We start from the raw sequence: 21,437 nt of genomic DNA, 5'->3' as shown, positions 1-21,437 counted from the left end.
GGCCAGGCCCTTATCCGGTACCAGACGGTTATTATGCTTGCTTCAGACGTTCGCTAAGCGTCTCAATAATCCAGGTATTGACTGATACCTGTTCTTCCGCAGCCGCCGAGCTGAGACGTTCGCCGAAAGACTCCGGGTAGCGCAGGGTAAATGTTTTCAGTTTCTCTGGATGAACGTAGGGATCAATTCCCGCCTCCCGGCAATCCTCGAGATATTCTCGCAGGGAAATTTCGCCCTCTTCTTGTAGCCCCTGAATACTGTCAGAAACAAAATCGCAGTAGCCAGACAACCCAAGGAACTTGCCGCGAAAGGCATTAAGTTCAGGCACATAGTTGATGACCGCGGGCTGCCCGGCGATCTCCATTGAGTTAGGCGTTTTAGGTTTGATCATGGTTTTACTCCTATGCTTGTTAACCAGTCGCGCACACTCTCCACTGCGCCTTTATCGGTATTCGGTGAAGGATGAGGCCGATGAAAATTGGCAATGCTCTGGTTTAGTAAAAATTTGCATCGCGACCCGCGCCCTTCTTTGATCTGCCCACCTAACGCTTTTATCAGCGACTCAATATCCGTCCATTTAATACCTTGCGGCACGGGAGTTTTGAAGAGTTGCTCCAGCGTGTTGCGCTGCTTTTTGCGTAAGGATAATACCTGCTGCTCCATCGCACCTCCTACGACTTCATCCTTTGAAGTCACATACTATGATAGCGTAGAATGAAGTCAATCCCTACCTCTTCCGGTATTTCTCAACCATTAATAAACCATCTGAATTATACGCTTGGTTAATTATTTCCCTTCGCTAATAATCACGTCTCATTTAACGATCTCGTTATGGCGAGGCTCCTGCATAAACATAAGTTACCGCCCTGCTGGTATCGAGAGAGACCACTCAGGGAAATACAGGCATCCATCGAATCAAGGTGTTGCCAAGGTAACTTCTGGCGGTATTTTCCGTTCAGATACGTTGTGCAGTGCTAAACCCAGGACGTAGGGATCTGCCTGTGCGCACCCTGTCTTGTTCGCCCCTATGAGTGATTTTCTTAGGGTATATCTCATGTCATCTATTCAGCACTGCACCGCGCATCTGCCCGCTGCCAACTTTGACGGCGATGCTATCGCGCAATACATGCGTACCGATTTTATCACCCTGCCTGAGCACCTCAGCGTCTCTGAAGCGCGGGAACTGTTTATCTCCCGGCTCGCCAGCGATGAGATCCCCGGCCAGGTTTTTGTGGTGGCCGGTAAGAAGCTACGCGGAAGCTTATCAATTAAAAAACTGCTTCAGGAGAACGAGACGGCGCAGCCCATTCGCTACCTGATGGACAGCTGCCTGTTTCGCGTCAGGCCCGATGACGAGCGCCAGCAGGTGGTGGCGGAACTGACCGAACGCGGGCTCGATCTGGTGCCGGTGGTCGACAAAGGCGAACTGGTGGGCTGTCTGATGGAAAAAGAGATTGCCCATCTGCTGGAGGATGACGTCACCGAAGATGTTCACCGCCAGGGGGCAATGCTGCCGTTGGATCAGCCTTATCTGGAGATCAGCCCGTGGGCGCTGTGGAAGAAGCGAGCGGTATGGCTGCTGCTGCTGTTCGTGGCGGAAGCCTACACCAGCAGCGTGCTTCAACACTTTGGCGAGGCGCTGGAATCCGCCATTGCGCTGGCCTTTTTCATCCCGCTGCTGATTGGCACCGGCGGCAACAGCGGTACGCAGATCACCTCCACGCTGGTGCGCGCCATGGCGCTGGGGGAAGTCCGGTTACGGGATATGGGACGGGTGATCCGCAAAGAGGTGACCACATCGCTGCTGATTGCCATTACCCTTGGGCTGGCGGGATGCATCCGCGCCTGGATGATGGGCATCGGCATGGAAATCACGATGATCGTCAGCCTGACGCTGGTGTGCATTACCCTGTGGAGCGCGGTGGTGTCGTCGGTGATCCCGATGGTGCTCAAGCGCGTCGGGATTGACCCGGCGGTGGTCTCCGCACCGTTTATCGCCACGCTGATCGACGGTACCGGGCTGATTATTTACTTCAAAATCGCCCAGCACTTTCTTGGCCTGAATTAAAGATGTCGGGGCGCGCCAGAATGATGCCGAGAACTATGCCGAGAGCCAGCGCATTCCTGCGGCTTTCATGTCTCGCTCCTGGTCGCTGCCCCGGGTAGCAAACACGCGCTGTACCGGAAAACCACTCTGCTCTAGCAGATAACCAAGCGCGGCGTATTCACGCGGGTATTTTGCGACCAACGAGGAGTCAATCTCCGTGGGTCCCTGCGGGAAAGTGAAGGTTCCCATATCGTAGATACTCTGGCGATGGAACAGTCTCCACACGCCGTCGCGCTTTTCAGCCATATCATAAAAACGGTTATGGCACTCACAGCCGATATTCAGCCGGGTGTTTTCAGCAATAATCACCGCGCAGGTTTCGAGAATAGCCCGGCTGCCGTCATCGCTGAACTGCACGACGGGTGACGCGATAAGGTGACGGGTGCGCAGCTCAGAGGCGCCCATGCGGATCGAACCATCGATAAAATCGCTGGCCAGCCCTTCAAACCAGGTGATTTCTATCGTCCCGTCCGGGTGAAACAGGCCACGTAATTTATCCCATTCGCTCAGGTCACGATGGATCCAGCCGGTCATCAAGTCATTAAGCTGCTGACGGTCTTGTAATTGGCTATGCATGTTGGTCTCTCCGATTAGTGAACCGGGTGTAGTTTGTGCCCGCGATACAATAAACTCAAATATACAGATTTCATCAATCAATCACTTTTAGTGATTAATGAGGCTCTATGGAACTTCGTCATCTACGCTACTTTTTGGCCGTCGCCGAGGAGAGCCATTTCGGTCGCGCCGCGGAACGTCTGCATATCGTGCAGCCTGCGCTGAGTAAGCAGATTAAAGATCTGGAAAATGAGCTGGGTGGCGCATTGTTTATCCGCTCAAGCCGCCGGGTGATGCTTACTGAAGCCGGGAAGCTGCTGCAGGTTCAGGCACAAAATATCCTCGCCCAGACTGAGCATAGTCGCTTAATGGTCGAGCGTTCACTCAAAGGAGAAATGGGCCAGGTACGCGTCGGTTTTGCCGGTAATGCGGTGCTCAGCGGCCTGCTGGTTGCCGATATGCGGCTTTTTCACCAGCGCTATCCGCAGGCCGAACTGACGGTGCAGGAGCTGGAACCGCATCAGCAAATTGATGCGATTCTTAATGACCAGCTGGATATTGGCTATCTGCCGGACTTTCAGGGAGCAAGCCACCCGGCGCTGCGCTGCGAAGCCGTCGGCAGCTGGCAACGGTTTGTGGCGATGAGACAGGATAACCCGCTGGCCGCTCACCCGCAGCTGACCGTAGCAATGCTGGCGGAGGAGCCGCTAATCCTCTACGCCAGCCACGATGCAGATGCGCAGCTGGCGTCTGCTTTGCAGGCGCTCAACCCAGGTCACCCCCAGCGCATATCCCGCGCCTCGGGGACGCTGAGCGTGCTGGCAATGGCCGGTGCCGGACTGGGGGTGGCCCTGGTCCCCGAACCGGTGGTGCAGGTTGGCATTCCGGATATTGTCTACCGTCCCCTGAATGACCCGGCGCTTTGCGCCAGTCTGCTTCGGGTGAGCCGCAAAGAGGAGATTAACGGAGCTGCCCGCGCCTGGCAGGCGCTATTCCGTCACGCTTCAGTTGCAGAAGACTAATCCGCCAGCGCCTGCGCGCAGGCCCAGGCGGAAGACCACGCCCACTGGAAGTTATAGCCGCCCAGCCAGCCGGTCACATCCATCACTTCACCGATAAAGTAGAGTCCCGGCGCCTTGCGGGCTTCCATGGTACGTGACGACAGTTCGTTGGTATCTACGCCGCCGAGAGTCACTTCCGCGGTGCGGTAGCCTTCGGTGCCGTTCGGCTGGACGCGCCAGGCGGTCAGCGTCTCCACCAGCAGCTCCTGATCGCGCAGGTTCAGCTGTTTCAACGTGACATCCGGTATCTGTCCCAGCAGCTGCAGACACTCCACCAGCCGCTTCGGCAGCTGCATGGCAAGGGTATTTTTCAGGCTCTGGTTGGGGTGCTCGCGGCGCTGCTCGTTGAGAAAATCATCGAGATGGCAGTCCGGCAGCAGATTGATACTGACAAACTCACCCGGCTGCCAGTAGCTGGAAATTTGCAGCACCGCCGGCCCGGAAAGCCCACGGTGGGTAAACAGCAGGTTTTCACGGAACAGCGTGCCGTCCTGCGCCGTAATGGTTGATGGTACCGAGACGCCGGAGAGCACCTGCAGCTGTTCCAGCAGCGGTTTGTGCAGGGTGAAGGGCACCAGGCCGGCGCGAGTAGGCAGCACCTTGAGGCCAAACTGCTCGGCAAGCTTATAGCCGAACGGCGAGGCGCCCAGCCCCGGCATCGACAGGCCACCTGAGGCTACCACCAGTTTTTTCGCCGCCACCGCGTCGCCGTTCAGCTGCAGGGTGTAGCCCTCATCGTCGCGTTCGACGCTGATAATCTCGCTGCGCAGGCGGATCTGCACCGCCCCTTTTTCGCATTCGGCCAGCAGCAGGTCGACAATTTGCCCGGCGGAATCATCGCAAAACAGCTGGCCGAGGGTCTTCTCATGCCAGGCGATGCCGTACTTGCCGACCAGTTCGATAAAATCCCACTGGGTGTAGCGCGCCAGCGCAGATTTGCAAAAATGCGGATTTCGGCTGAGATACGCCGCCGGTTCAATATACATATTGGTAAAGTTGCAGCGCCCGCCGCCGGACATCAGGATCTTACGACCCGGCTTTTTGCCATTATCCAGCAGCAGCACACGCTGCCCTGCCTGGCCCGCCAGCGCTGCACAAAACATTCCCGCCGCACCGGCGCCGATTACAATGGCATCAAACCTTTCCACACAACTTTCCTCATATCCCGATTGTCGGGAATTGTAAATTTTTCACTCTGGTCGCACCAGCACGAAAATCCATGTATTTAGATACATCATTGAAAGATATAAGATTAATCTCAAGGGAGTGAAAAACAGACAGGAAGAAAATCAAAAAAAGTCTATATTTCACTTTGCCCGCGCCGCTAAAGTCCCTGATAATGCGCCGCGTTCATGTCCTCAAAATGGCGTAACGTCCTATGCTACATTTATTTGCCGGTCTGGATTTACATACCGGACTATTACTATTGCTTGCTTTAGCTTTCGTGCTGTTTTACGAAGCGATTAACGGTTTTCATGATACCGCAAACGCGGTTGCAACTGTGATTTACACACGCGCAATGCGGTCGCAACTTGCTGTTGCGATGGCGGCCCTCTTCAACTTCTTCGGCGTGCTGTTAGGTGGCCTTAGCGTCGCTTATGCCATCGTGCATATGCTGCCGACCGACCTGCTGCTTAATATGGGTTCCGCACATGGCCTCGCCATGGTGTTCTCTATGTTACTGGCCGCGATTATCTGGAACCTCGGCACCTGGTATTTTGGTCTGCCGGCCTCCAGTTCACATACGCTGATCGGCGCTATCATCGGTATTGGTTTAACCAATGCGCTGATGACCGGCACCTCAGTGGTTGACGCGCTGAATATCCCGAAAGTGATCGGAATTTTCGGTTCGCTTATCATCTCGCCGATCGTCGGCCTGGTGGTCGCTGGCGGGCTGATTTTCATTCTGCGTCGCTACTGGAGCGGTACCAAAAAACGCGCCCGTATCCACCTGACCCCGGCGGAACGTGAAAAGAAAGACGGTAAGAAAAAGCCGCCGTTCTGGACCCGTATCGCGCTGATTCTGTCAGCCATTGGCGTATCGTTTTCGCACGGTGCCAACGATGGCCAGAAAGGCATTGGTCTGGTCATGCTGGTGCTTATCGGTGTCGCCCCGGCGGGCTTCGTGGTCAACATGAACGCCTCCGGCTACGAAATCACCCGGACTCGTGATGCGGTCAACAACGTGGAAACCTTCTTCCAGCAGCGTCCTGAGCTGTTGAAGAAAGTCACCGGCGTTGATCAACTGGTGCCGTCTCCGGACACCGGCGCGACGCCAAACGGTGAATTCCATTGCCACCCGGCGAACACTATTAACGCGCTGGATCGTGTGAAGACCGCGTTGACCGGTATCGAAAGCTATGACGCCCTCTCGGTCGATCAGCGTGCTCAGCTGCGCCGCATTATGCTGTGCATCTCCGATACCACCGACAAAGTCGCGAAGCTTCCGGAAGTGAATGCAGACGATCAGCGCCTGCTGAAGAAACTGAAAACCGATATGCTGAGCACCATCGAGTACGCGCCAATCTGGATCATTATGGCGGTTGCTCTGGCGCTGGGTATCGGCACCATGATCGGCTGGCGCCGCGTGGCGACCACTATCGGTGAGAAAATTGGTAAGAAAGGCATGACCTACGCACAAGGTATGTCAGCCCAGATGACCGCCGCCGTTTCGATTGGTCTGGCGAGCTATACCGGTATGCCGGTTTCGACCACCCACGTGCTCTCCTCCTCTGTTGCGGGGACGATGCTCGTCGATGGCGGTGGCCTGCAGAGAAAAACCGTCACCAGCATTCTGATGGCGTGGGTTCTCACCTTACCGGCCGCGATTCTGCTCTCCGGCGGATTGTACTGGCTCTCGCTGAAGCTTATCTAACGCGGGTATCAGCACATGATAAAAACGGGTCAGGAAACTGGCCCGTTTTTTTTATCTGACCACCGGTCAGTGCCAGATCAGCAGCGCAATCAGACTCACCACCACCAGGCCACACAGCGCGCTGGTCAGGATAAATTGCCGCCGTACCCGCTCGCAGCGACGAATAAACTCATCATCATGATGATCGCGATAACGCTGGCCGTAGATATACCAAACCAGACGCATCTGTTTACCCGGCTGCCCATGCGAGGTGAAAAAGCCGCCACCATCGACATATTGATAAAGCAAGGGATCGCAACCACGTAGCACAACCAATAACGCACGCAGCGAAGAGAAGTAGCGTGCCATATTCACCACACAAACGATACACAGGGCCCAAAACAGCGCAATAGTGCTGATCATACTTCCTCCCCGGCGACCCACCCTCGGAGACGTCTCCGGGGCTAGCGCTCCCCAATACCCAACCCAACATACAATACGAGAGTGAGATACCGATCACGTTTATTTATCCGATCGGCTCATTAAATAGTGTAGGAGATCAGTCAATTTTTTTACCACAAGGTTAATCGTTATCAATACGTAAGACGGATATATTTGTTTAACTTTTGATGGACCAGGTGCATTGACGGAGCGCGAGGGGCGCTATAAGGTAGAAATATCTTCTACAATTAAGTCCTTAACAGGATGAACCCCCGCGGATTAGCGCGCAGGACGCGGGCGAAGCGACAGCACCAGCTGTCTGGTCCAATGGTCATCGACAACTTATGGAAGGAGTAACACTATGGCTTACAAACATATTCTTATTGCAGTAGACCTCTCCCCGGAAAGCAAAGTGCTGGTAGAAAAAGCCGTTTCAATGGCCCGACCTTACAATGCCAAGGTTTCTCTGATTCACGTGGATGTGAATTACTCCGACCTCTACACCGGCCTTATCGATGTCAATCTGGGCGACATGCAGAAACGCATTTCTGAAGAGACCCACCACGCGCTGAGCGAGCTGTCCACCAATGCGGGCTATCCGATTACCGAAACCCTGAGCGGCAGCGGCGATCTCGGCCAGGTGCTGGTTGATGCGATTAAAAAATACGATATGGACCTGGTGGTCTGCGGTCACCATCAGGATTTCTGGAGCAAGCTGATGTCCTCCGCGCGCCAGCTGATCAACACCGTTCATGTCGATATGCTGATTGTTCCGCTGCGCGACGAAGAAGACGAATAACCGTCGCACTGTAGACCTTCAGAATGCCAACGCCCGCCATCGCGGGCGTTGTTGTTTTTAGCGGTCGTGAACCGGCCTGAGCCACATTATCCCTGGTATTTCACCCTCGCCTCCCCCTCGCAAGAGAGACAGAATAACAATCCACAAAATTATTAATGATTAGTGTGATCAACCAATTATAAGAAATATAATTCGTATAATAATCTACAAACATAGCAAATGACCGAATCATTGCGCTTAAGAATACTTTTTCAGCGCGTTCTGGCATACGCGTTCATACTTTTTTGGGATAGAACTTTAAGGCGAAGGAATATGAAAACTACTGCACCTACTGGGTTGTTGCAGCAACCACGGCCGTTCTTCATGATTTTTTTTGTGGAATTATGGGAGCGATTTGGCTATTACGGCGTCCAGGGGATTCTGGCCGTCTTCTTTGTTAAACAGCTCGGATTTTCTCAGGAACAGGCGTTTATTACCTTTGGTGCCTTCGCGGCGCTGGTGTATGGCCTGATCTCGATCGGTGGCTATGTCGGCGACCATTTGCTCGGCACCAAACGCACGCTGGTGCTCGGCGCGGTGGTGCTGGCGCTGGGCTACTTTATGACCGGGATGTCGCTGCTCAAGCCTGACCTGATTTTTATCGCTCTGGGGACTATCGCCGTCGGTAACGGCCTGTTTAAAGCCAATCCCGCCAGCCTGCTGTCAAAATGCTATCCGCCCAAAGACGCGCGTCTTGATGGGGCCTTCACCCTGTTTTATATGTCGATTAATATCGGCTCGCTGCTGTCGCTGTCGCTGGCGCCGGTGATCGCCGAGAAGTTTGGCTATGCCGTCACCTATAACCTGTGCGGCGCGGGGCTGATTATCGCGCTGCTGGTCTATTTCGCCTGCCGGGGAATGGTCAAAGATATCGGTTCTGAACCGGACCATCGTCCCTTAGTGCTGCGTAACCTGCTGTATGTTCTGGTGGGTACGGTGGCGATGGTGTTCCTCTGCGCCTGGCTGCTGCATAACGTTAAAATCGCCAACCTGGTGCTGATTGTGCTCTCCATCGTGGTGATCATTTTCTTCTTCCGTGAGGCCTTCAAACTCGATAAGACCGGGCGCAATAAAATGTTTGTCGCCTTTATCCTGATGCTGGAGGCGGTGCTGTTTTACATTCTGTACGCGCAGATGCCGACCTCGCTCAACTTCTTCGCCATCAATAACGTCCATCACGAGATCCTCGGCATCACCATTAACCCGGTGAGCTTCCAGGCGCTGAACCCGTTCTGGGTAGTGGTAGCCAGCCCGGTACTGGCGGCGATCTACACGCGGCTGGGCAATAAAGGCAAAGACCTGACCATGCCGATGAAGTTTACCCTCGGGATGTTTTTATGTTCGCTGGGATTCCTGACCGCCGCGGCCGCGGGGATCTGGTTTGCCGATGCCCAGGGGCTGACGTCGCCGTGGTTTATCGTGCTGGTGTATCTGTTCCAGAGCCTCGGGGAATTGCTGATTAGCGCCCTCGGCCTGGCGATGGTCGCCGCGCTGGTGCCGCAGCATTTGATGGGCTTTATTCTCGGGATGTGGTTCCTGACCCAGGCGGCAGCTTTCCTGATGGGCGGCTATGTTGCGACCTTCACCGCCGTGCCGGAAAATATCACCGACCCGCTGCAAACCCTACCGATCTACACCAACGTCTTCGGCAAGATTGGCCTGGTGACCTTGGGAGTAACGATAGTGATGGCGGTTCTGGTGCCGTGGCTCAACCGGATGATCAATACGCCGACCAGCGACCAGTAACTCGGTGGTTAACCTCAGCGGGCAACACCGGCTGGGGTTAACCTTTGCGCGCGGCAATCCAGTCCTGTACTTCGATAACAAACTCGTCCGGCGCTTTGCGGTACATCTTACGCGCCAGGTCCAGAATGGTATGCTGCCCTAAGGCCTCTTCCATGCGCTGCTGGGCCATATCCATCACCGATCGCACGCCGCAGATCCCTTCGCAGGCCCATTCCGGCGGACGTTCGTCAAACACCGCCAGCCGCTGGCGAATTTCCCGACACTCAAAAATGCGCTTATCGCCATCAATGGCGTTCACCACATCGAGTACCGTGATATGTTCCGCCGGCTTCGCCAGCTGGAATCCGCCGCCCTTGCCTTCCGTGCTGCGCACCAGGCCGGCCTTCGAAAGGCGGGTAAAGATTTTGGCCAGGTAATCGTAGGGCACGCTTTGCAGATCGGCGATTTCGCGCACGCTCATATCGCGGGCGTCGCCTTTGCTGTCCACCATACACATCAGGCTATGGATGCCGTACTCAACACCGGAACTGTAGAATGCCATGCTCTTATCTCAGCCAAAATAAATCTGAGTTATTGTAGCTTTTTCGCCATAGCCTTACCACAAAGATAAAATATCCCGTCGTCCATAAAAGTTTTAAACTTTTTATTATCAATTAGATAAATACAAATCAACCCAGCCAAACCGCTCTGCGTTGCAAATCAGATTGCAATTACATACTACGACAAATAAAATCCGAGTAAACATATCGTCGTTAACAGTGAGTGAAACCATCATGGGTAAACAAATTCTGGTAGTCGGTGCCGGCTTTGCGGGAATGTGGGCCGCGCTTAGCGCTGCTCGCCTCGCCGATCAACATCAATCACAGGCCGTAGAGATCACGGTGATTGCCCCGCAGCCTGAACTGCGGGTGCGTCCGCGCTTTTATGAAAATGCCGTCGAGACCCTGGTAGCGCCGTTGCAGCCGCTGTTTGACGTGACTGGCGTGCGCTTCCTGCGCGGGACGGTTTCCCGGATCCTTCCGGCCAGCAAAACCGTGACCTGGACTGATGCCAACGGCGTCATGCAGCAGCAGAGCTACGACCGGTTAGTTCTGGCCAGCGGCAGCCACGTCAACCGTTCACTGGTGGCCGGCGCCGATACCCACGCCTTCGATCTCGATCAGCTGGAGAGCGCCAGCGAGCTGGAATCGCACCTGAAATCCCTTGCTCATGAGGCCGACAGTGAGTCACGCAATACCGTGGTGGTATGCGGCGGCGGTTTCACCGGTATCGAGATGGCGCTGGAGCTGCCCGGCAAATTGCGGGAGATCCTCGGCTCGAATGCTAAGACCAGAGTAGTCGTAGTTGAGCGCGGGCCGCAGCCGGGTTCACGCTACAGCGAAGCATTACGCGAGGTTATCGTCCAGGCCTCTGCAGAGCTTGGCGTTGAATGGCGGGTGAATACCGAAGTAGAACGCGTGGATGCCGACGGCGTGATGCTGAAAGACGGCCAGTACATCGCCTCCCGGACCGTTATCTGGACCGTTGGCGTCGAGGCCAACGGCCTGACGGCGCAGATTGATGCCCCGCGCGATCGCCAGGGCCGCCTGCATGTGAATACGGCGCTTCAGGTGGTGGGCCATGACGATATCTATGCGACCGGTGACGTGGCCTATGCGGCCACCGATGACAAAGGTAACCATGCGTTGATGACCTGCCAGCACGCAATTTTGCTGGGTAAATTTGCCGGTAATAACGCGGCTGCCAGCCTGCTCAACGTGATGCCGCTGCCCTATCGTCAGGAAAACTACGTGACCTGTCTCGACCTCGGGGCGTGGGGTGCGGTCTATACCGAAGGCTGGGATCAGCAGGTGAAGCTGACCCGGGAAGAGGCGAAGAAGCTGAAGATGTCCATTACCCAGGAGTTGATCTATCCGCCAAAGGCCGAGAAAACCGCCGCCTTTGAGATGGCCGACCCGCTGGCACCGTTTGTTTAATCCGTCACTCTCAAGGGATCTCCCGGAGGCGGTGCTACGCACCTGTCCGGGCTACAACATCCCCAACCGCATGGACCCGTAGCCCGGTCAGCGCATCGCCACCGGGGGAGTTTCCCGGAGGCGGTGCTACGCACCTGTCCGGGCTACAACATCCCCAACCGCACGGACCCGTAGCCCGGTCAGCGCAGCGCCACCAGGGAGTCTCCCGGAGGCGGTGCTACGCACCTGTCCGGGCTACAACATCCCCAACCGCACGGACCCGTAGCCCGGTCAGCGCAGCGCCACCAGGGAGTCTCCCGGAGGCGGTGCTACGCACCTGTCCGGGCTACAACCTCCCCAACCGCATGGACCCGTAGCCCGGTCAGCGCATCGCCACCGGGGGAGTTTCCCGGAGGCGGTGCTACGCCCCTGTCCGGGCTACAACATCCCCAACCGCACGGACCCGTAGCCCGGTCAGCGCAGCGCCACCGGGGAGTTTCCCGCAGGCGGTGCTACGCCCCGTCCAGGCGACAACATACTAAACCGCATGGACCCGTAGCCCGGTCAGCGCAGCGCCACCAGGGAGTCTCCCGGAGGCGGTGCTACGCACCTGTCCGGGCTACAACATCTCAAACCGCATGGACCCGTAGCCCGGTCAGCGCAGCGCCACCGGGGAGTTTCCCGCAGGCGGTGCTACGCACCTGTCCGGGCTACAACATCTCAAACCGCATGGACCCGTAGCCCGGTCAGCGCAGCGCCACCGGGGAGTTTCCCGCAGGCCAGGCGGTGCTACGCACCTGTCCGGGCTACAACATCTCAAACCGCATGGACCCGTAGCCCGGTCAGCGCAGCGCCACCGGGGAGTTTCCCGCAGGCGGTGCTACGCCCCGTCCAGGCGACAACATACTAAACCGCACGGACCCGTAGCCCGGTCAGCGCAGCGCCACCGGGGAGTTTCCCGGAGGCGGTGCTACGCACCTGTCCGGGCTACAACATCTCAAACCGCATGGACCCGTAGCCCGGTCAGCACAGCGCCACCGGGGAGTTTCCCGCAGGCGGTGCTACGCCCCGTCCGGGCGACAACATACTAAACCGCACGGACCCGTGGCCCGGTCACGCCGTTCCAGCGTAGATATCGAAACGGTGGCCTTTGGTGACCACCGCGTTCGGCGTGGCGACTTCGGCCAGCGGCGGCGCGTAATCCGGGCGTTTCACCACCACCCGTTTGGTTGCCAGCTGCCGTGCCGGCGCCAGCAGCCCGTCGGCATCCAGATCCGGTCCCACCAACGACTGAAACACACGCATCTCTTTCTTCACCAGCGCGCTTTTCTGCTTGTGCGGGAACATCGGGTCCAGATAGACCACCTGCGGACGCGGCGTAATATCCGTCAGCGCCGTCAGGCTGGAAGCATGAATCAACTGCAAACGCTCGCGTAACCACGGGCCGATTTCCGGGTCGGCATAGCCGCGTGCCAGCCCGTCATCGAGCAGGGCCGCCACCACCGGATTACGCTCCAGCATCCGCACCCGGCAGCCGACCGCCGCCAGCACAAAGGCATCCCGCCCCAGTCCCGCCGTCGCATCCACCACCTCTGGCAGGTAGTCGCCTTTCACGCCAACGGCTTTCGCCACCGCTTCACCGCGACCGCCGCCAAATTTACGCCGGTGGGCCATGGCCCCGCCGACAAAATCAACGAAGATCCCGCCGAGCTTCGGCTCATCGCGCTTGCGCAGCTCCAGATGCTCCGGGGTCATCACCAGCGCCATCGGGTTGTCATCATCCTGTTCCAGCCCCCAGCGGGTCGCAAGAACAGATAAGGCGCCGTCTCCGGCGCCCGTTTCATCGACTAAGCAAATTTTCACGAAACGCTTAGCCCTTGATCCCGTAATGATCGAGCATCGCGTCCAGCTGCGGCTCACGCCCACGGAAGCGTTTGAACAGCACCATTGGCTCTTCGGAACCACCGCGGCTCAGGATGTTATCGAGGAACGACTGACCGGTTTCGCGGTTGAAAATCCCCTCTTCTTCAAAGCGAGAGAAGGCGTCTGCCGCCAGCACGTCGGCCCACAGATAGCTGTAGTAACCTGCCGCATAACCACCGGCAAAGATGTGGCTGAAGGCGTGCGGGAAGCGGCCCCACGACGGCCCTGGCACCACGGCCACCTGCTTTTTGATTTCCGCGAGGGTCTCGAGAATTTTCGCCCCTTGCTCCGGCTGGTATTCTGCATGCAGACGGAAGTCGAACAGGCCAAACTCCAGCTGACGCAGGATGAACAGCGCCGCCTGGTAGTTTTTCGCAGCCAGCATTTTGTCGAGCAGCGCCTGCGGCAGCGGCTCACCGGTTTCATAGTGGCCAGAGATAAACGCCAGCGCTTCCGGCTCCCAGCACCAGTTTTCCATAAACTGGCTCGGCAGTTCGACCGCATCCCACGGCACCCCGCTGATGCCGGAGACCCCGGCGGTATCAATGCGGGTCAGCATGTGGTGCAGGCCGTGGCCGAATTCGTGGAACAGGGTAATCACTTCGTCGTGGGTAAACAGCGCCGGCTTGCCGTTCACCGGGCGGTTGAAGTTACAGGTCAGGTAGGCGACCGGTTTTTGCAGCGAACCGTCGAGTTTACGCATCTGGCCAACGCAATCATCCATCCACGCCCCACCGCGCTTGTGCTCACGCGCGTACAGGTCGAGATAGAAGCTACCGCGCAGCTCGTTGCTCTCGTCATACAGTTCGAAGAAACGAACCTCCGGGTGCCAGACGTCGATGTCCGTGCGCTCTTTCGCGGTAATCCCGTAAATGCGCTTAACCACTTCGAACAGGCCATTAACGGCTTTGTTTTCCGGGAAGTACGGACGCAGCTGCTCATCGCTGATGCTGTAGAGATGCTGTTTTTGTTTTTCGCTGTAGTAAGCAATATCCCACGGCTGCAGTTCGTCGACGCCATATTCGGCTTTGGCGAAGGCGCGCAGCTGGGCCAGCTCTTTCTCGCCCTGCGGACGCGCGCGTTTTGCGAGGTCGGTCAGGAAGTCGAGCACCTGCTGCGGATTTTCGGCCATTTTGGTCGACAGCGATTTAAAGGCATAGCTTTCAAAGCCCAGTAATTGGGCCAGCTCGTGGCGCAGCGCGAGGATTTCCGCCATCACCGGGCTGTTATCCCATTTACCGGCATTCGGACCCTGGTCTGACGCACGGGTGGAGTAGGCACGATACAGCTCTTCGCGCAGCGCCTGGTTGTCGCAGTAGGTCATCACCGGCAGATAGCTCGGGATATCCAGGGTCAGCAGATAGCCTTCCTGTTCTTTCGCCTGAGCCTGGGCCTGAGCCGCCGCCAGCGCGCTTTCCGGCATCCCGGCCAGCTCGGCTTCGTCGGTCACCAGCTTGCTCCAGCCCATGGTGGCGTCGAGGACGTTGTTGCTGTACTGGTTGCCAAGCTCAGACAGGCGCGCGGCAATCTCGCCGTAACGCTGCTGTTGCTCTTTGGCGAGGCCAATACCGGACAGTTCGAAATCACGCAGCGCGTTATCGACCGCTTTCTTCTGGGCGGTATTCAGGGTGGCGTAATGGTCGCCATCGCGCAGGTCGCGGTAGGCTTTGTACAGGCCTTCGTGCTGGCCAACCCAGGTGCTGTATTCCGACAGCAGCGGCAGGGTTTGCTCGTAGGCTTCACGTAGTTCAGGGCTGTTTTTCACCGAGTTCAGGTGGCTGACCGGGGAGAAGATGCGTCCCAGTACGTCATCCACTTCAGCCAGCGGCTGGCAGAGGGTTTCCCAGCTGTACGGCGCGCCTTGCGCCACCACGCTTTCTACCGATGCCCGGCAGTCGTCCAGCGCTTTGCTGACCGCAGGGACGACATGTTCCGGCTTGATCGCAGAAAAAGGCGGCAAAGAAAAAGGCGTCAGTAATGGATTGGTCATAAGCGCAGTCCTGTTGAAAAGGGTAAATGAAGCGCGCGTTCCGGCGCTTTAGCATGAGATCTAGAATGGGGGATCATTGCGGGAATTTCAATGTCACGCCGTGCCAGGCGCCGGGTATTACTGCAATAAGCCCGGCCGTTGAGCAAAATCCCGGCTGGCACGATGCTTCGCCGGGCTGTGTGAGATCAATGCGCTTTCTGCGCCATCTGATAAGCCGCCGGCAGATTCAGCCGCTGCCAGAACTGCTGGTCGGCGCTCTCACCCGACAGCGGGTAGCCCGCCGGTAGCGCGGTTTTCACCATCAATGCCCGACGCTGCGCCCCTGAAAGATGAGGCAGTGCGGTCTCCAGCAGCACCTCCGCCCCTTCAGGCGCCGTCAGCTCGGGCTTCTCGCCCTTCTGCTGCGCCAGATTATAGGTCATGGTGAACTGGTAAAAGGCGTTCATGGCCGGGTCGCGGTAGGGATCGTCTTTCCCGGCGGATTTTGCACACTCGGCAAGCGACGTGCCGCACTCTTTTTCCAGCGCCGCGCGCAGTTGATCGCGCGCCTCATTGAACAGCGCGTGATACTTCGCGTCGTTGAGGTAATGCGCAACGTTACGTTGCGCCACCATCCGCGACCCCATCACATCCAGCGGATAATGCACGCCGAGCACGATGCGGGAGTATCCATAGCGCGCGCCGCGCGTCACCAGGGCATCAAAGCGCTCCGGGATCATTTCCGCCATCAACAGCGCATCGGTATAGCCGGTGTTGGTGTGTCCGCTGGGGAACGAGCCGCCGTCGGCGGTATAGGGCTGGTTATCCTTGACCACCACGTCGTCCGGCACCAGATGAATGGTATTGCCCTGGATCAGGAACGGGCGCGGGTAGTTAAAATGCTTTTTCGCCGCCCCGGTGCTGACTTCACTGGCCTTAATCAACGCCGCCGCTTTACCCAGCTCGCCTTTATCGTAAGCGGTGAGGAAGGCTTTCCCCAGCCGCGGGCCCAGCGCATCGCTGAGGAAGTAGAGATAGCTAATCCCTTCCGCATCCGCCAGCGCCTGATGACGGGTCGCCTGAGTCGCATCGCGGTTAATGGCGGTCACCGTTGCCAGGTTGGCCTTCACCACCGCATCCGGGAGGGTGCTGAAAGCGGCAAGCAGCGCAATGCCCGCCTGTTGGTTTTCTTTCCCCTGAAAATCATAACCGCTGGCCTTCAGCCAGGCCTTATCTGCCTGGGTTTTATTCTGTTTCGCGTGCTCCAGTTGGTCGCGGGTGAGGGTCGCGGCATCACCTTTCAGCGCCGCGCGTAGCCGGCTCAACGCCTGACTTTCAAGGTCGTCAAACGCCGGGCTGGCCGCCGCGGGCGTGACGCTACCGGCGATTGCCGCCGCCTGATTTACCGGTACCGCGTGCGCCAACGCCGGCAGCGCCAGGATCAATGCTGATGTCAAAAGTGTGATTTGCAGTTTCATTATTTTTCCTTTTATTCAAACAATTACCTTGCCTGCAGGCGACGCTAGCGCAGATTTTTGACACTTTTATGACCCATTCACGTTTTGCAATCCTTTCACCACGATTGAAACAGCGTGGCGCCGCAGCGGTAATCCGGGCGGATCTGCGGTAAACTATCGGTAATCTTGTTCAATTCCCGGAATCTCTGCATCCATGCTCAGTTATCGCCACAGCTTTCACGCAGGCAACCACGCCGACGTCCTTAAACACACCGTTCAGAGTCTGATCATTGAATCGCTGAAAGAGAAAGAAAAACCGTTTCTCTACCTGGACACCCACGCTGGCGCGGGTCGCTATCAGCTGAGCGGCGAACACGCCGAACGCACCGGTGAATACCTCGAAGGGATCGCTCGCATCTGGCAGCAGGACGACCTGCCGGCCGAGATGGAAGCCTATATTTCCGTGGTCCAGCATTTCAACCGCAGCGGTCAGCTGCGCTACTATCCGGGTTCTCCGCTGATTGCCCGCCAGCTGCTGCGTGAGCAGGACAGCCTGGATCTGACCGAACTGCACCCGAGCGACTTCCCGCTGCTGCGTTCTGAATTTCAGAAAGATAACCGCACGCGGGTGGCTAAGGCCGATGGCTATCAGCAGCTGAAGGCGAAGCTTCCACCCGTCTCCCGTCGCGGCCTGATTCTGATCGACCCGCCGTATGAAATTAAAAGCGATTACCAGGCCGTGGTCGCCGGGATCCATGAAGGCTATAAACGCTTTGCCACCGGCACCTACGCGCTGTGGTATCCGGTGGTCCTGCGCGCGCAAATTAAGCGCATGATCAAAGAGCTGGAAGCCACCGGTATTCGCAAAATCATGCAAATTGAACTCGCCGTGCGTCCGGACAGCGACCAGCGCGGCATGACCGCTTCCGGGATGATCGTTATCAACCCGCCGTGGAAGCTGGAACAACAGATGAACAACGTGCTGCCGTGGCTGCATAAGAAGCTGTCGCCGACGGGAAATGGCCATGCCACCGTCAGTTGGATCGTCCCTGAGTAATCGCAACCATCGGTGGAACCTTTTACGCCTCGCGCTACAATCGCGGTCAATCAACGATTAAGAGCCTGCTCGGACAGGCTCTTCTAAGGATATACGCTATGAGCAAACATTATGACTACATCGCTATCGGCGGCGGCAGCGGCGGTATCGCCTCCATCAACCGTGCGGCAATGTATGGCCAAAAGTGCGCGCTGATTGAAGCTAAAGATCTGGGTGGCACCTGCGTGAACGTCGGCTGCGTACCGAAGAAAGTGATGTGGCATGCGGCGCAGATTCGCGAAGCGATTCACCTGTATGGCCCGGATTACGGTTTCGACGCCACCATCAATCACTTCGACTGGGATAAACTGGTCGCCAGCCGTAGCGCGTATATCGATCGTATTCATACCTCCTACGACAACGTGCTGGGCAAAAACAAGGTCGATGTAATCAAAGGCTTTGCCCGTTTTGTCGACGCGCACACCGTGGAAGTAAACGGTGAGACCCTCACCGCCGATCATATCCTGATCGCCACCGGTGGCCGTCCGAGCCATCCGTCGATTCCGGGCGCTGAATATGGCATCGACTCCGACGGTTTCTTCGAGCTGCCGGCACTGCCGAAGCGCGTTGCCGTGGTCGGTGCGGGCTATATCGCCGTTGAGCTGGCGGGCGTGATCAATGGTCTGGGTGCCGAAACCCACCTGTTCGTGCGTAAACACGCGCCGCTGCGCAGCTTCGATCCGCTGATCGTCGACACGCTGGTTGAAGTGATGAACGCCGAAGGGCCGCAGCTGCACACGACTTCAATCCCGAAAGCGGTAGTGAAAAACGCGGACGGCAGCCTGACGCTGGAGCTGGAAGATGGCCGTAGCCAGACCGTCGATTGCCTGATCTGGGCTATCGGTCGTGAACCGGCGAACGATACGATCAACCTGGCAGCCGCTGGCGTAAAAACCAACGACAAAGGCTATATCGCGGTCGATAAATTCCAGAACACCAATGTGGCAGGGATCTACGCCGTCGGCGACAACACCGGTGCGGTAGAACTGACACCAGTAGCGGTAGCCGCGGGCCGTCGCCTGTCCGAACGCTTGTTCAACAACAAGCCGGACGAGCATCTGGACTACAGCAATATCCCGACCGTGGTCTTCAGCCACCCGCCGATCGGCACCGTCGGTTTAACCGAACCACAGGCGCGCGAGCAGTATGGCGATGACGCCGTGAAGGTCTATAAATCCTCCTTCACCGCCATGTACACCGCCGTTACCTCACACCGCCAGCCGTGCCGCATGAAGCTGGTTTGCGTCGGTCCGGAAGAGAAGATTGTCGGCATTCACGGCATCGGATTCGGCATGGATGAAATGCTGCAGGGCTTCGCGGTCGCGCTGAAAATGGGCGCCACCAAGAAGGACTTCGACAACACCGTGGCGATTCACCCGACCGCAGCGGAAGAGTTCGTCACCATGCGTTAATCCTCCCGGCCCCGTGTTCTCACGGGGCTTTTTTTATCGGCTCCTGGTTTTGCAGGATCGCGTGGCCGATGTAGTTACTCCAGTTAAAGCTGTTTTGCAGCACCACCACCGCATTCTGATGCGCTTTATCGAAACCGATATAGCTGGCATAGCCGCCGATATACCCCACCTGATAGGTAATTTTCTGCTCGCCAAGGGTATCGGTCACCCAGGCAATATTGGCCGCCTCTTTTTCCCGCGCATAGTACTCGACGCTGACGTCGGCAAAAGCCTTATCCAACGCAGCATGATGGGTCGGCGAGAAATGGGCGCGGGCGTATTCAATCAGGTCGCGGGCGTTGCTGTACAGACTCGCCGCCCCCACCATATTGTTGCTGAACTGCCAGTCCGGGGTCAGCGCGCCGCGAGATTTAAACTTCGGCTGGTCCCCCGCATGACCAAGGGCCCGCTGCGGATAGCCGCGCAGCGTCTGCGGCGCGTAGCTGGTATTGCGCATTGCCAGCGGCTGAAAAATCATCCGCGCCGCCAGGGTTTCCACCGACTCACCGGTCTGATAGTTGAGGATGTAGCCGAGGATCGCGTAGCCCAAATTGGAGTATTCGGGTTCACGGCTCGCGGGGGCGTTAAAGGTGCGCAGATAGCCCAGCACCTTGTCGCTATCCAGCTCATGGTAGAAGTTTTCGCCGTCGCTCAGATAGGCCAGCAGATGTTCCAGCGACAGCAGGTTCATCGGCTGGCGCGGCAGGCCGGAAGTGTGGGTCACCAGCTGTAACAGAGTGATTTTTTTGGCATCGTTGCTCAGCGGCGTGCCCGGCGGCAGCAACGTCAGCAGCGTATCATCCCAGTGCAGCCGACCCTCGTTCACCAGCAAGGTAATCACCTCGGCGGTGGTTCCTTTACTCAGAGAGCCCAGCGCAAAAAGCGTGTCCGGGGCGATCGGGTACTGGTTTTTGCTGTCGGTTACCCCATAGCAGTGAAACTCTGCCGGGCCATTATGCTGGATGATCGCCACCACCACGCCGCTGACCTGCTTTTGCTGCATATAGCGGGTGACGAAGGCATCGACGGGCATCGGTTGCCCGTTTTGCGCAACCAGCGTGGTGGCATCAGAGGGAACGCTCATTTGCGAGAGCGTTCCGGAGCATCCTACAAGCAGCAGTGACGCCAATAACACAGGGCTCAGCTGCCTGTTCAAACCACACCTTCCTGCCGTACTGAAACCAATGGGGAGAAGCCAAGAGGCCTGGATCGTAACGGCTGTCAACGATCATTGCAAAGCGAACAGGCTGAAAATATCACCGTTTTTATCCAATTCTGGATAATCACGCCGTACCATTATTGCCATGACGCATAAATGCCGGACGTTGGTTCAGCGCCATATACCAGTGCTCCACTGCCGGCATCTCCGGATGGGCAAACGGGGTCATTTTCCAGCGATGTACCGACAGGCCAAGCACAATATCCGCTAGCGTAAAATGCGCCCCCGTGACCCAACCACCGGTGTGCTGAAGCTGCGACTCGACGATCTGTACGCAGCGGGTCCACGCCGCAATGCTCTCTTTGAGCGCCACCGGATCCTGAAAACGCGGGTCTTTGCGCACCAGGCCCATAAACGCATAGCGCCAGGCATTGTTGAACTCGGTGGCCTGCCAGTCCATCCAGCGTTCAACATCCGCTGCCTGTCGTGGCGCTACGGGCAGCAGATCTTCCCGTCCGGCTTTGCGCGCCAGATACCGGCAGATGCTATTGGACTCCCACAGAACCATATCGTCATCCAGCAGCACCGGCACCAGACCGTTAGGGTTGAGGGCGAGAAACGCCGCCGTGTCGGTCGGCTGGAAGCCGCTGCCGTAATCCTCCTGCTGATATTCCAGCCCTGCTTCCTCGCAGGCCCATAACACTTTACGCACGTTAATTGAGGTACGTTTACCCAGTATGCTTAGCATTGTGAATTCCTTTAGCGATGAGACGTCTCTTTCACCCTACTCTAACAGGCAGCTTGTCGGATAATGTGTATAGTTGA

The 21,437-nt window shown here is 57.3% G+C and carries 19 protein-coding genes and 1 riboswitch; of the genes, 8 read left to right on the top strand and 11 right to left on the bottom strand.

The features are described 5' to 3' along the window. Window positions 1–31: 31 nt before the first annotated feature. A complete protein-coding gene (locus EDF82_RS19950) occupies window positions 32–391 on the bottom strand; it encodes a type II toxin-antitoxin system HicB family antitoxin (protein WP_123757236.1) in 360 nt (119 codons plus the stop codon). Then, on the bottom strand, window positions 388–663 hold the full coding sequence (locus EDF82_RS19945; protein ID WP_123757235.1) for a type II toxin-antitoxin system HicA family toxin: 276 nt from the start codon (window positions 661–663) through the stop codon (window positions 388–390). Before EDF82_RS19945 ends, EDF82_RS19950 begins: the two co-directional genes overlap by 4 nt. A gap of 155 nt (window positions 664–818) precedes the next feature. Then, a riboswitch (M-box (ykoK) riboswitch) is annotated at window positions 819–1,000 on the top strand. 54 nt (window positions 1,001–1,054) lie between these two features. Between EDF82_RS19945 and EDF82_RS19940 the strand changes: the two genes are divergently transcribed. After that, window positions 1,055–2,068 (top strand): magnesium transporter, encoded by a 1,014-nt coding sequence (locus EDF82_RS19940; protein ID WP_123757234.1) that lies wholly within the window; start codon window positions 1,055–1,057, stop codon window positions 2,066–2,068. Window positions 2,069–2,101: 33 nt separating this feature from the next. Here the strand turns inward: EDF82_RS19940 and EDF82_RS19935 are convergent, their stop codons facing one another. Continuing rightward, on the bottom strand, window positions 2,102–2,683 hold the full coding sequence (locus EDF82_RS19935; RefSeq protein WP_123757233.1) for a nuclear transport factor 2 family protein: 582 nt from the start codon (window positions 2,681–2,683) through the stop codon (window positions 2,102–2,104). Window positions 2,684–2,790: 107 nt separating this feature from the next. On the opposite strand from EDF82_RS19935, the gene EDF82_RS19930 reads away from it, so the two are divergent. Next, a complete protein-coding gene (locus tag EDF82_RS19930) occupies window positions 2,791–3,684 on the top strand; it encodes a LysR substrate-binding domain-containing protein (RefSeq protein ID WP_123757232.1) in 894 nt (297 codons plus the stop codon). Here EDF82_RS19930 and EDF82_RS19925 read toward each other — a convergent pair. After that, window positions 3,681–4,871, bottom strand: coding sequence for an NAD(P)/FAD-dependent oxidoreductase (locus EDF82_RS19925; RefSeq protein ID WP_123757231.1), 1,191 nt, complete (start codon window positions 4,869–4,871; stop codon window positions 3,681–3,683). The two genes, EDF82_RS19930 and EDF82_RS19925, sit on opposite strands and share 4 nt — an antisense overlap. Before the next feature lie 230 nt (window positions 4,872–5,101). Here EDF82_RS19925 and pitA point away from each other — a divergent pair, with 230 nt between their 5' ends. Continuing rightward, complete coding sequence (gene pitA, locus EDF82_RS19920) at window positions 5,102–6,598, top strand: inorganic phosphate transporter PitA (RefSeq protein WP_123757230.1); 1,497 nt, start codon at window positions 5,102–5,104, stop codon at window positions 6,596–6,598. Between the two features lie 66 nt (window positions 6,599–6,664). Here pitA and uspB read toward each other — a convergent pair whose 3' ends face one another. Further along, the gene (gene uspB, locus EDF82_RS19915) at window positions 6,665–7,000 is read right to left on the bottom strand and encodes a universal stress protein UspB (protein WP_123757229.1); all 336 of its coding nucleotides are present in this window, start codon (window positions 6,998–7,000) and stop codon (window positions 6,665–6,667) included. Between the two features lie 379 nt (window positions 7,001–7,379). On the opposite strand from uspB, the gene uspA reads away from it, so the two are divergent. After that, window positions 7,380–7,817: a universal stress protein UspA gene (gene uspA, locus EDF82_RS19910; protein ID WP_004126268.1), complete on the top strand. Its 438-nt coding sequence runs from the start codon at window positions 7,380–7,382 to the stop codon at window positions 7,815–7,817. Window positions 7,818–8,129: 312 nt separating this feature from the next. Next, the gene (gene dtpB, locus EDF82_RS19905; protein WP_123757228.1) at window positions 8,130–9,602 is read left to right on the top strand and encodes a dipeptide/tripeptide permease DtpB; all 1,473 of its coding nucleotides are present in this window, start codon (window positions 8,130–8,132) and stop codon (window positions 9,600–9,602) included. A gap of 37 nt (window positions 9,603–9,639) precedes the next feature. On the opposite strand, the gene EDF82_RS19900 is transcribed toward dtpB, so the two are convergent. Further along, the gene (locus EDF82_RS19900) at window positions 9,640–10,143 is read right to left on the bottom strand and encodes an Rrf2 family transcriptional regulator (RefSeq protein ID WP_123757227.1); all 504 of its coding nucleotides are present in this window, start codon (window positions 10,141–10,143) and stop codon (window positions 9,640–9,642) included. A gap of 232 nt (window positions 10,144–10,375) precedes the next feature. Between EDF82_RS19900 and EDF82_RS19895 the strand changes: the two genes are divergently transcribed. Next, window positions 10,376–11,578: an NAD(P)/FAD-dependent oxidoreductase gene (locus EDF82_RS19895; RefSeq protein WP_123757226.1), complete on the top strand. Its 1,203-nt coding sequence runs from the start codon at window positions 10,376–10,378 to the stop codon at window positions 11,576–11,578. Window positions 11,579–12,670: 1,092 nt separating this feature from the next. Here EDF82_RS19895 and rsmJ read toward each other — a convergent pair. The 3 genes from rsmJ to EDF82_RS19880 all read right to left on the bottom strand — a co-directional run bounded on the left by rsmJ (window position 12,671) and on the right by EDF82_RS19880 (window position 16,927). Further along, window positions 12,671–13,420, bottom strand: a complete 750-nt coding sequence (gene rsmJ / locus EDF82_RS19890) for a 16S rRNA (guanine(1516)-N(2))-methyltransferase RsmJ (protein WP_123757225.1) — start codon at window positions 13,418–13,420, stop codon at window positions 12,671–12,673. A gap of 7 nt (window positions 13,421–13,427) precedes the next feature. Beyond that, window positions 13,428–15,470 carry an oligopeptidase A gene (gene prlC / locus EDF82_RS19885; protein ID WP_123757224.1) on the bottom strand — a complete coding sequence of 681 codons (2,043 nt, stop codon included), beginning with the start codon at window positions 15,468–15,470 and terminating at the stop codon, window positions 13,428–13,430. A gap of 185 nt (window positions 15,471–15,655) precedes the next feature. Then, complete coding sequence (locus tag EDF82_RS19880) at window positions 15,656–16,927, bottom strand: phosphatase PAP2 family protein (protein ID WP_123757223.1); 1,272 nt, start codon at window positions 16,925–16,927, stop codon at window positions 15,656–15,658. 193 nt (window positions 16,928–17,120) lie between these two features. Here EDF82_RS19880 and EDF82_RS19875 point away from each other — a divergent pair, with 193 nt between their 5' ends. Together EDF82_RS19875 and gorA are read left to right on the top strand one after the other, a co-directional pair. After that, a complete protein-coding gene (locus tag EDF82_RS19875; protein WP_123757222.1) occupies window positions 17,121–17,963 on the top strand; it encodes a 23S rRNA (adenine(2030)-N(6))-methyltransferase RlmJ in 843 nt (280 codons plus the stop codon). A 98-nt stretch (window positions 17,964–18,061) separates the two neighbouring features. Continuing rightward, window positions 18,062–19,414 (top strand): glutathione-disulfide reductase, encoded by a 1,353-nt coding sequence (gorA, locus tag EDF82_RS19870; RefSeq protein WP_123757221.1) that lies wholly within the window; start codon window positions 18,062–18,064, stop codon window positions 19,412–19,414. A gap of 19 nt (window positions 19,415–19,433) precedes the next feature. Here gorA and EDF82_RS19865 read toward each other — a convergent pair whose 3' ends face one another. Beyond that, window positions 19,434–20,537, bottom strand: coding sequence for a serine hydrolase (locus EDF82_RS19865; protein ID WP_199733707.1), 1,104 nt, complete (start codon window positions 20,535–20,537; stop codon window positions 19,434–19,436). A gap of 199 nt (window positions 20,538–20,736) precedes the next feature. Then, window positions 20,737–21,360 (bottom strand): glutathione S-transferase family protein, encoded by a 624-nt coding sequence (locus tag EDF82_RS19860; RefSeq protein WP_123757220.1) that lies wholly within the window; start codon window positions 21,358–21,360, stop codon window positions 20,737–20,739. Window positions 21,361–21,437 lie beyond the last annotated feature (77 nt).

Origin of the sequence: Klebsiella sp. BIGb0399, assembly GCF_003752615.1 — a bacterium.
GTDB lineage: Bacteria > Pseudomonadota > Gammaproteobacteria > Enterobacterales > Enterobacteriaceae > Klebsiella > Klebsiella lignicola.
Note: the sequence above shows the minus strand (reverse complement) of the source record. Positions and strands in the feature narration are given on the sequence as shown.

Excerpts from the sequence above, each read along its gene's own strand:
- EDF82_RS19940 (WP_123757234.1), top strand. The coding sequence starts at position 1,055 with ATGTCATCTATTCAGCACTGCACCGCGCATCTGCCCGCTGCCAACTTT.
- dtpB (WP_123757228.1), top strand. The coding sequence starts at position 8,130 with ATGAAAACTACTGCACCTACTGGGTTGTTGCAGCAACCACGGCCGTTC.
- EDF82_RS19880 (WP_123757223.1), bottom strand. The coding sequence starts at position 16,927 with ATGAAACTGCAAATCACACTTTTGACATCAGCATTGATCCTGGCGCTG.
- EDF82_RS19875 (WP_123757222.1), top strand. The coding sequence starts at position 17,121 with ATGCTCAGTTATCGCCACAGCTTTCACGCAGGCAACCACGCCGACGTC.
- uspB (WP_123757229.1), bottom strand. The coding sequence starts at position 7,000 with ATGATCAGCACTATTGCGCTGTTTTGGGCCCTGTGTATCGTTTGTGTG.
- EDF82_RS19895 (WP_123757226.1), top strand. The coding sequence starts at position 10,376 with ATGGGTAAACAAATTCTGGTAGTCGGTGCCGGCTTTGCGGGAATGTGG.
- EDF82_RS19860 (WP_123757220.1), bottom strand. The coding sequence starts at position 21,360 with ATGCTAAGCATACTGGGTAAACGTACCTCAATTAACGTGCGTAAAGTG.
- EDF82_RS19900 (WP_123757227.1), bottom strand. The coding sequence starts at position 10,143 with ATGGCATTCTACAGTTCCGGTGTTGAGTACGGCATCCATAGCCTGATG.
- uspA (WP_004126268.1), top strand. The coding sequence starts at position 7,380 with ATGGCTTACAAACATATTCTTATTGCAGTAGACCTCTCCCCGGAAAGC.
- gorA (WP_123757221.1), top strand. The coding sequence starts at position 18,062 with ATGAGCAAACATTATGACTACATCGCTATCGGCGGCGGCAGCGGCGGT.
- EDF82_RS19945 (WP_123757235.1), bottom strand. The coding sequence starts at position 663 with ATGGAGCAGCAGGTATTATCCTTACGCAAAAAGCAGCGCAACACGCTG.
- EDF82_RS19935 (WP_123757233.1), bottom strand. The coding sequence starts at position 2,683 with ATGCATAGCCAATTACAAGACCGTCAGCAGCTTAATGACTTGATGACC.
- EDF82_RS19950 (WP_123757236.1), bottom strand. The coding sequence starts at position 391 with ATGATCAAACCTAAAACGCCTAACTCAATGGAGATCGCCGGGCAGCCC.
- pitA (WP_123757230.1), top strand. The coding sequence starts at position 5,102 with ATGCTACATTTATTTGCCGGTCTGGATTTACATACCGGACTATTACTA.
- EDF82_RS19865 (WP_199733707.1), bottom strand. The coding sequence starts at position 20,537 with ATGAGCGTTCCCTCTGATGCCACCACGCTGGTTGCGCAAAACGGGCAA.
- EDF82_RS19930 (WP_123757232.1), top strand. The coding sequence starts at position 2,791 with ATGGAACTTCGTCATCTACGCTACTTTTTGGCCGTCGCCGAGGAGAGC.
- prlC (WP_123757224.1), bottom strand. The coding sequence starts at position 15,470 with ATGACCAATCCATTACTGACGCCTTTTTCTTTGCCGCCTTTTTCTGCG.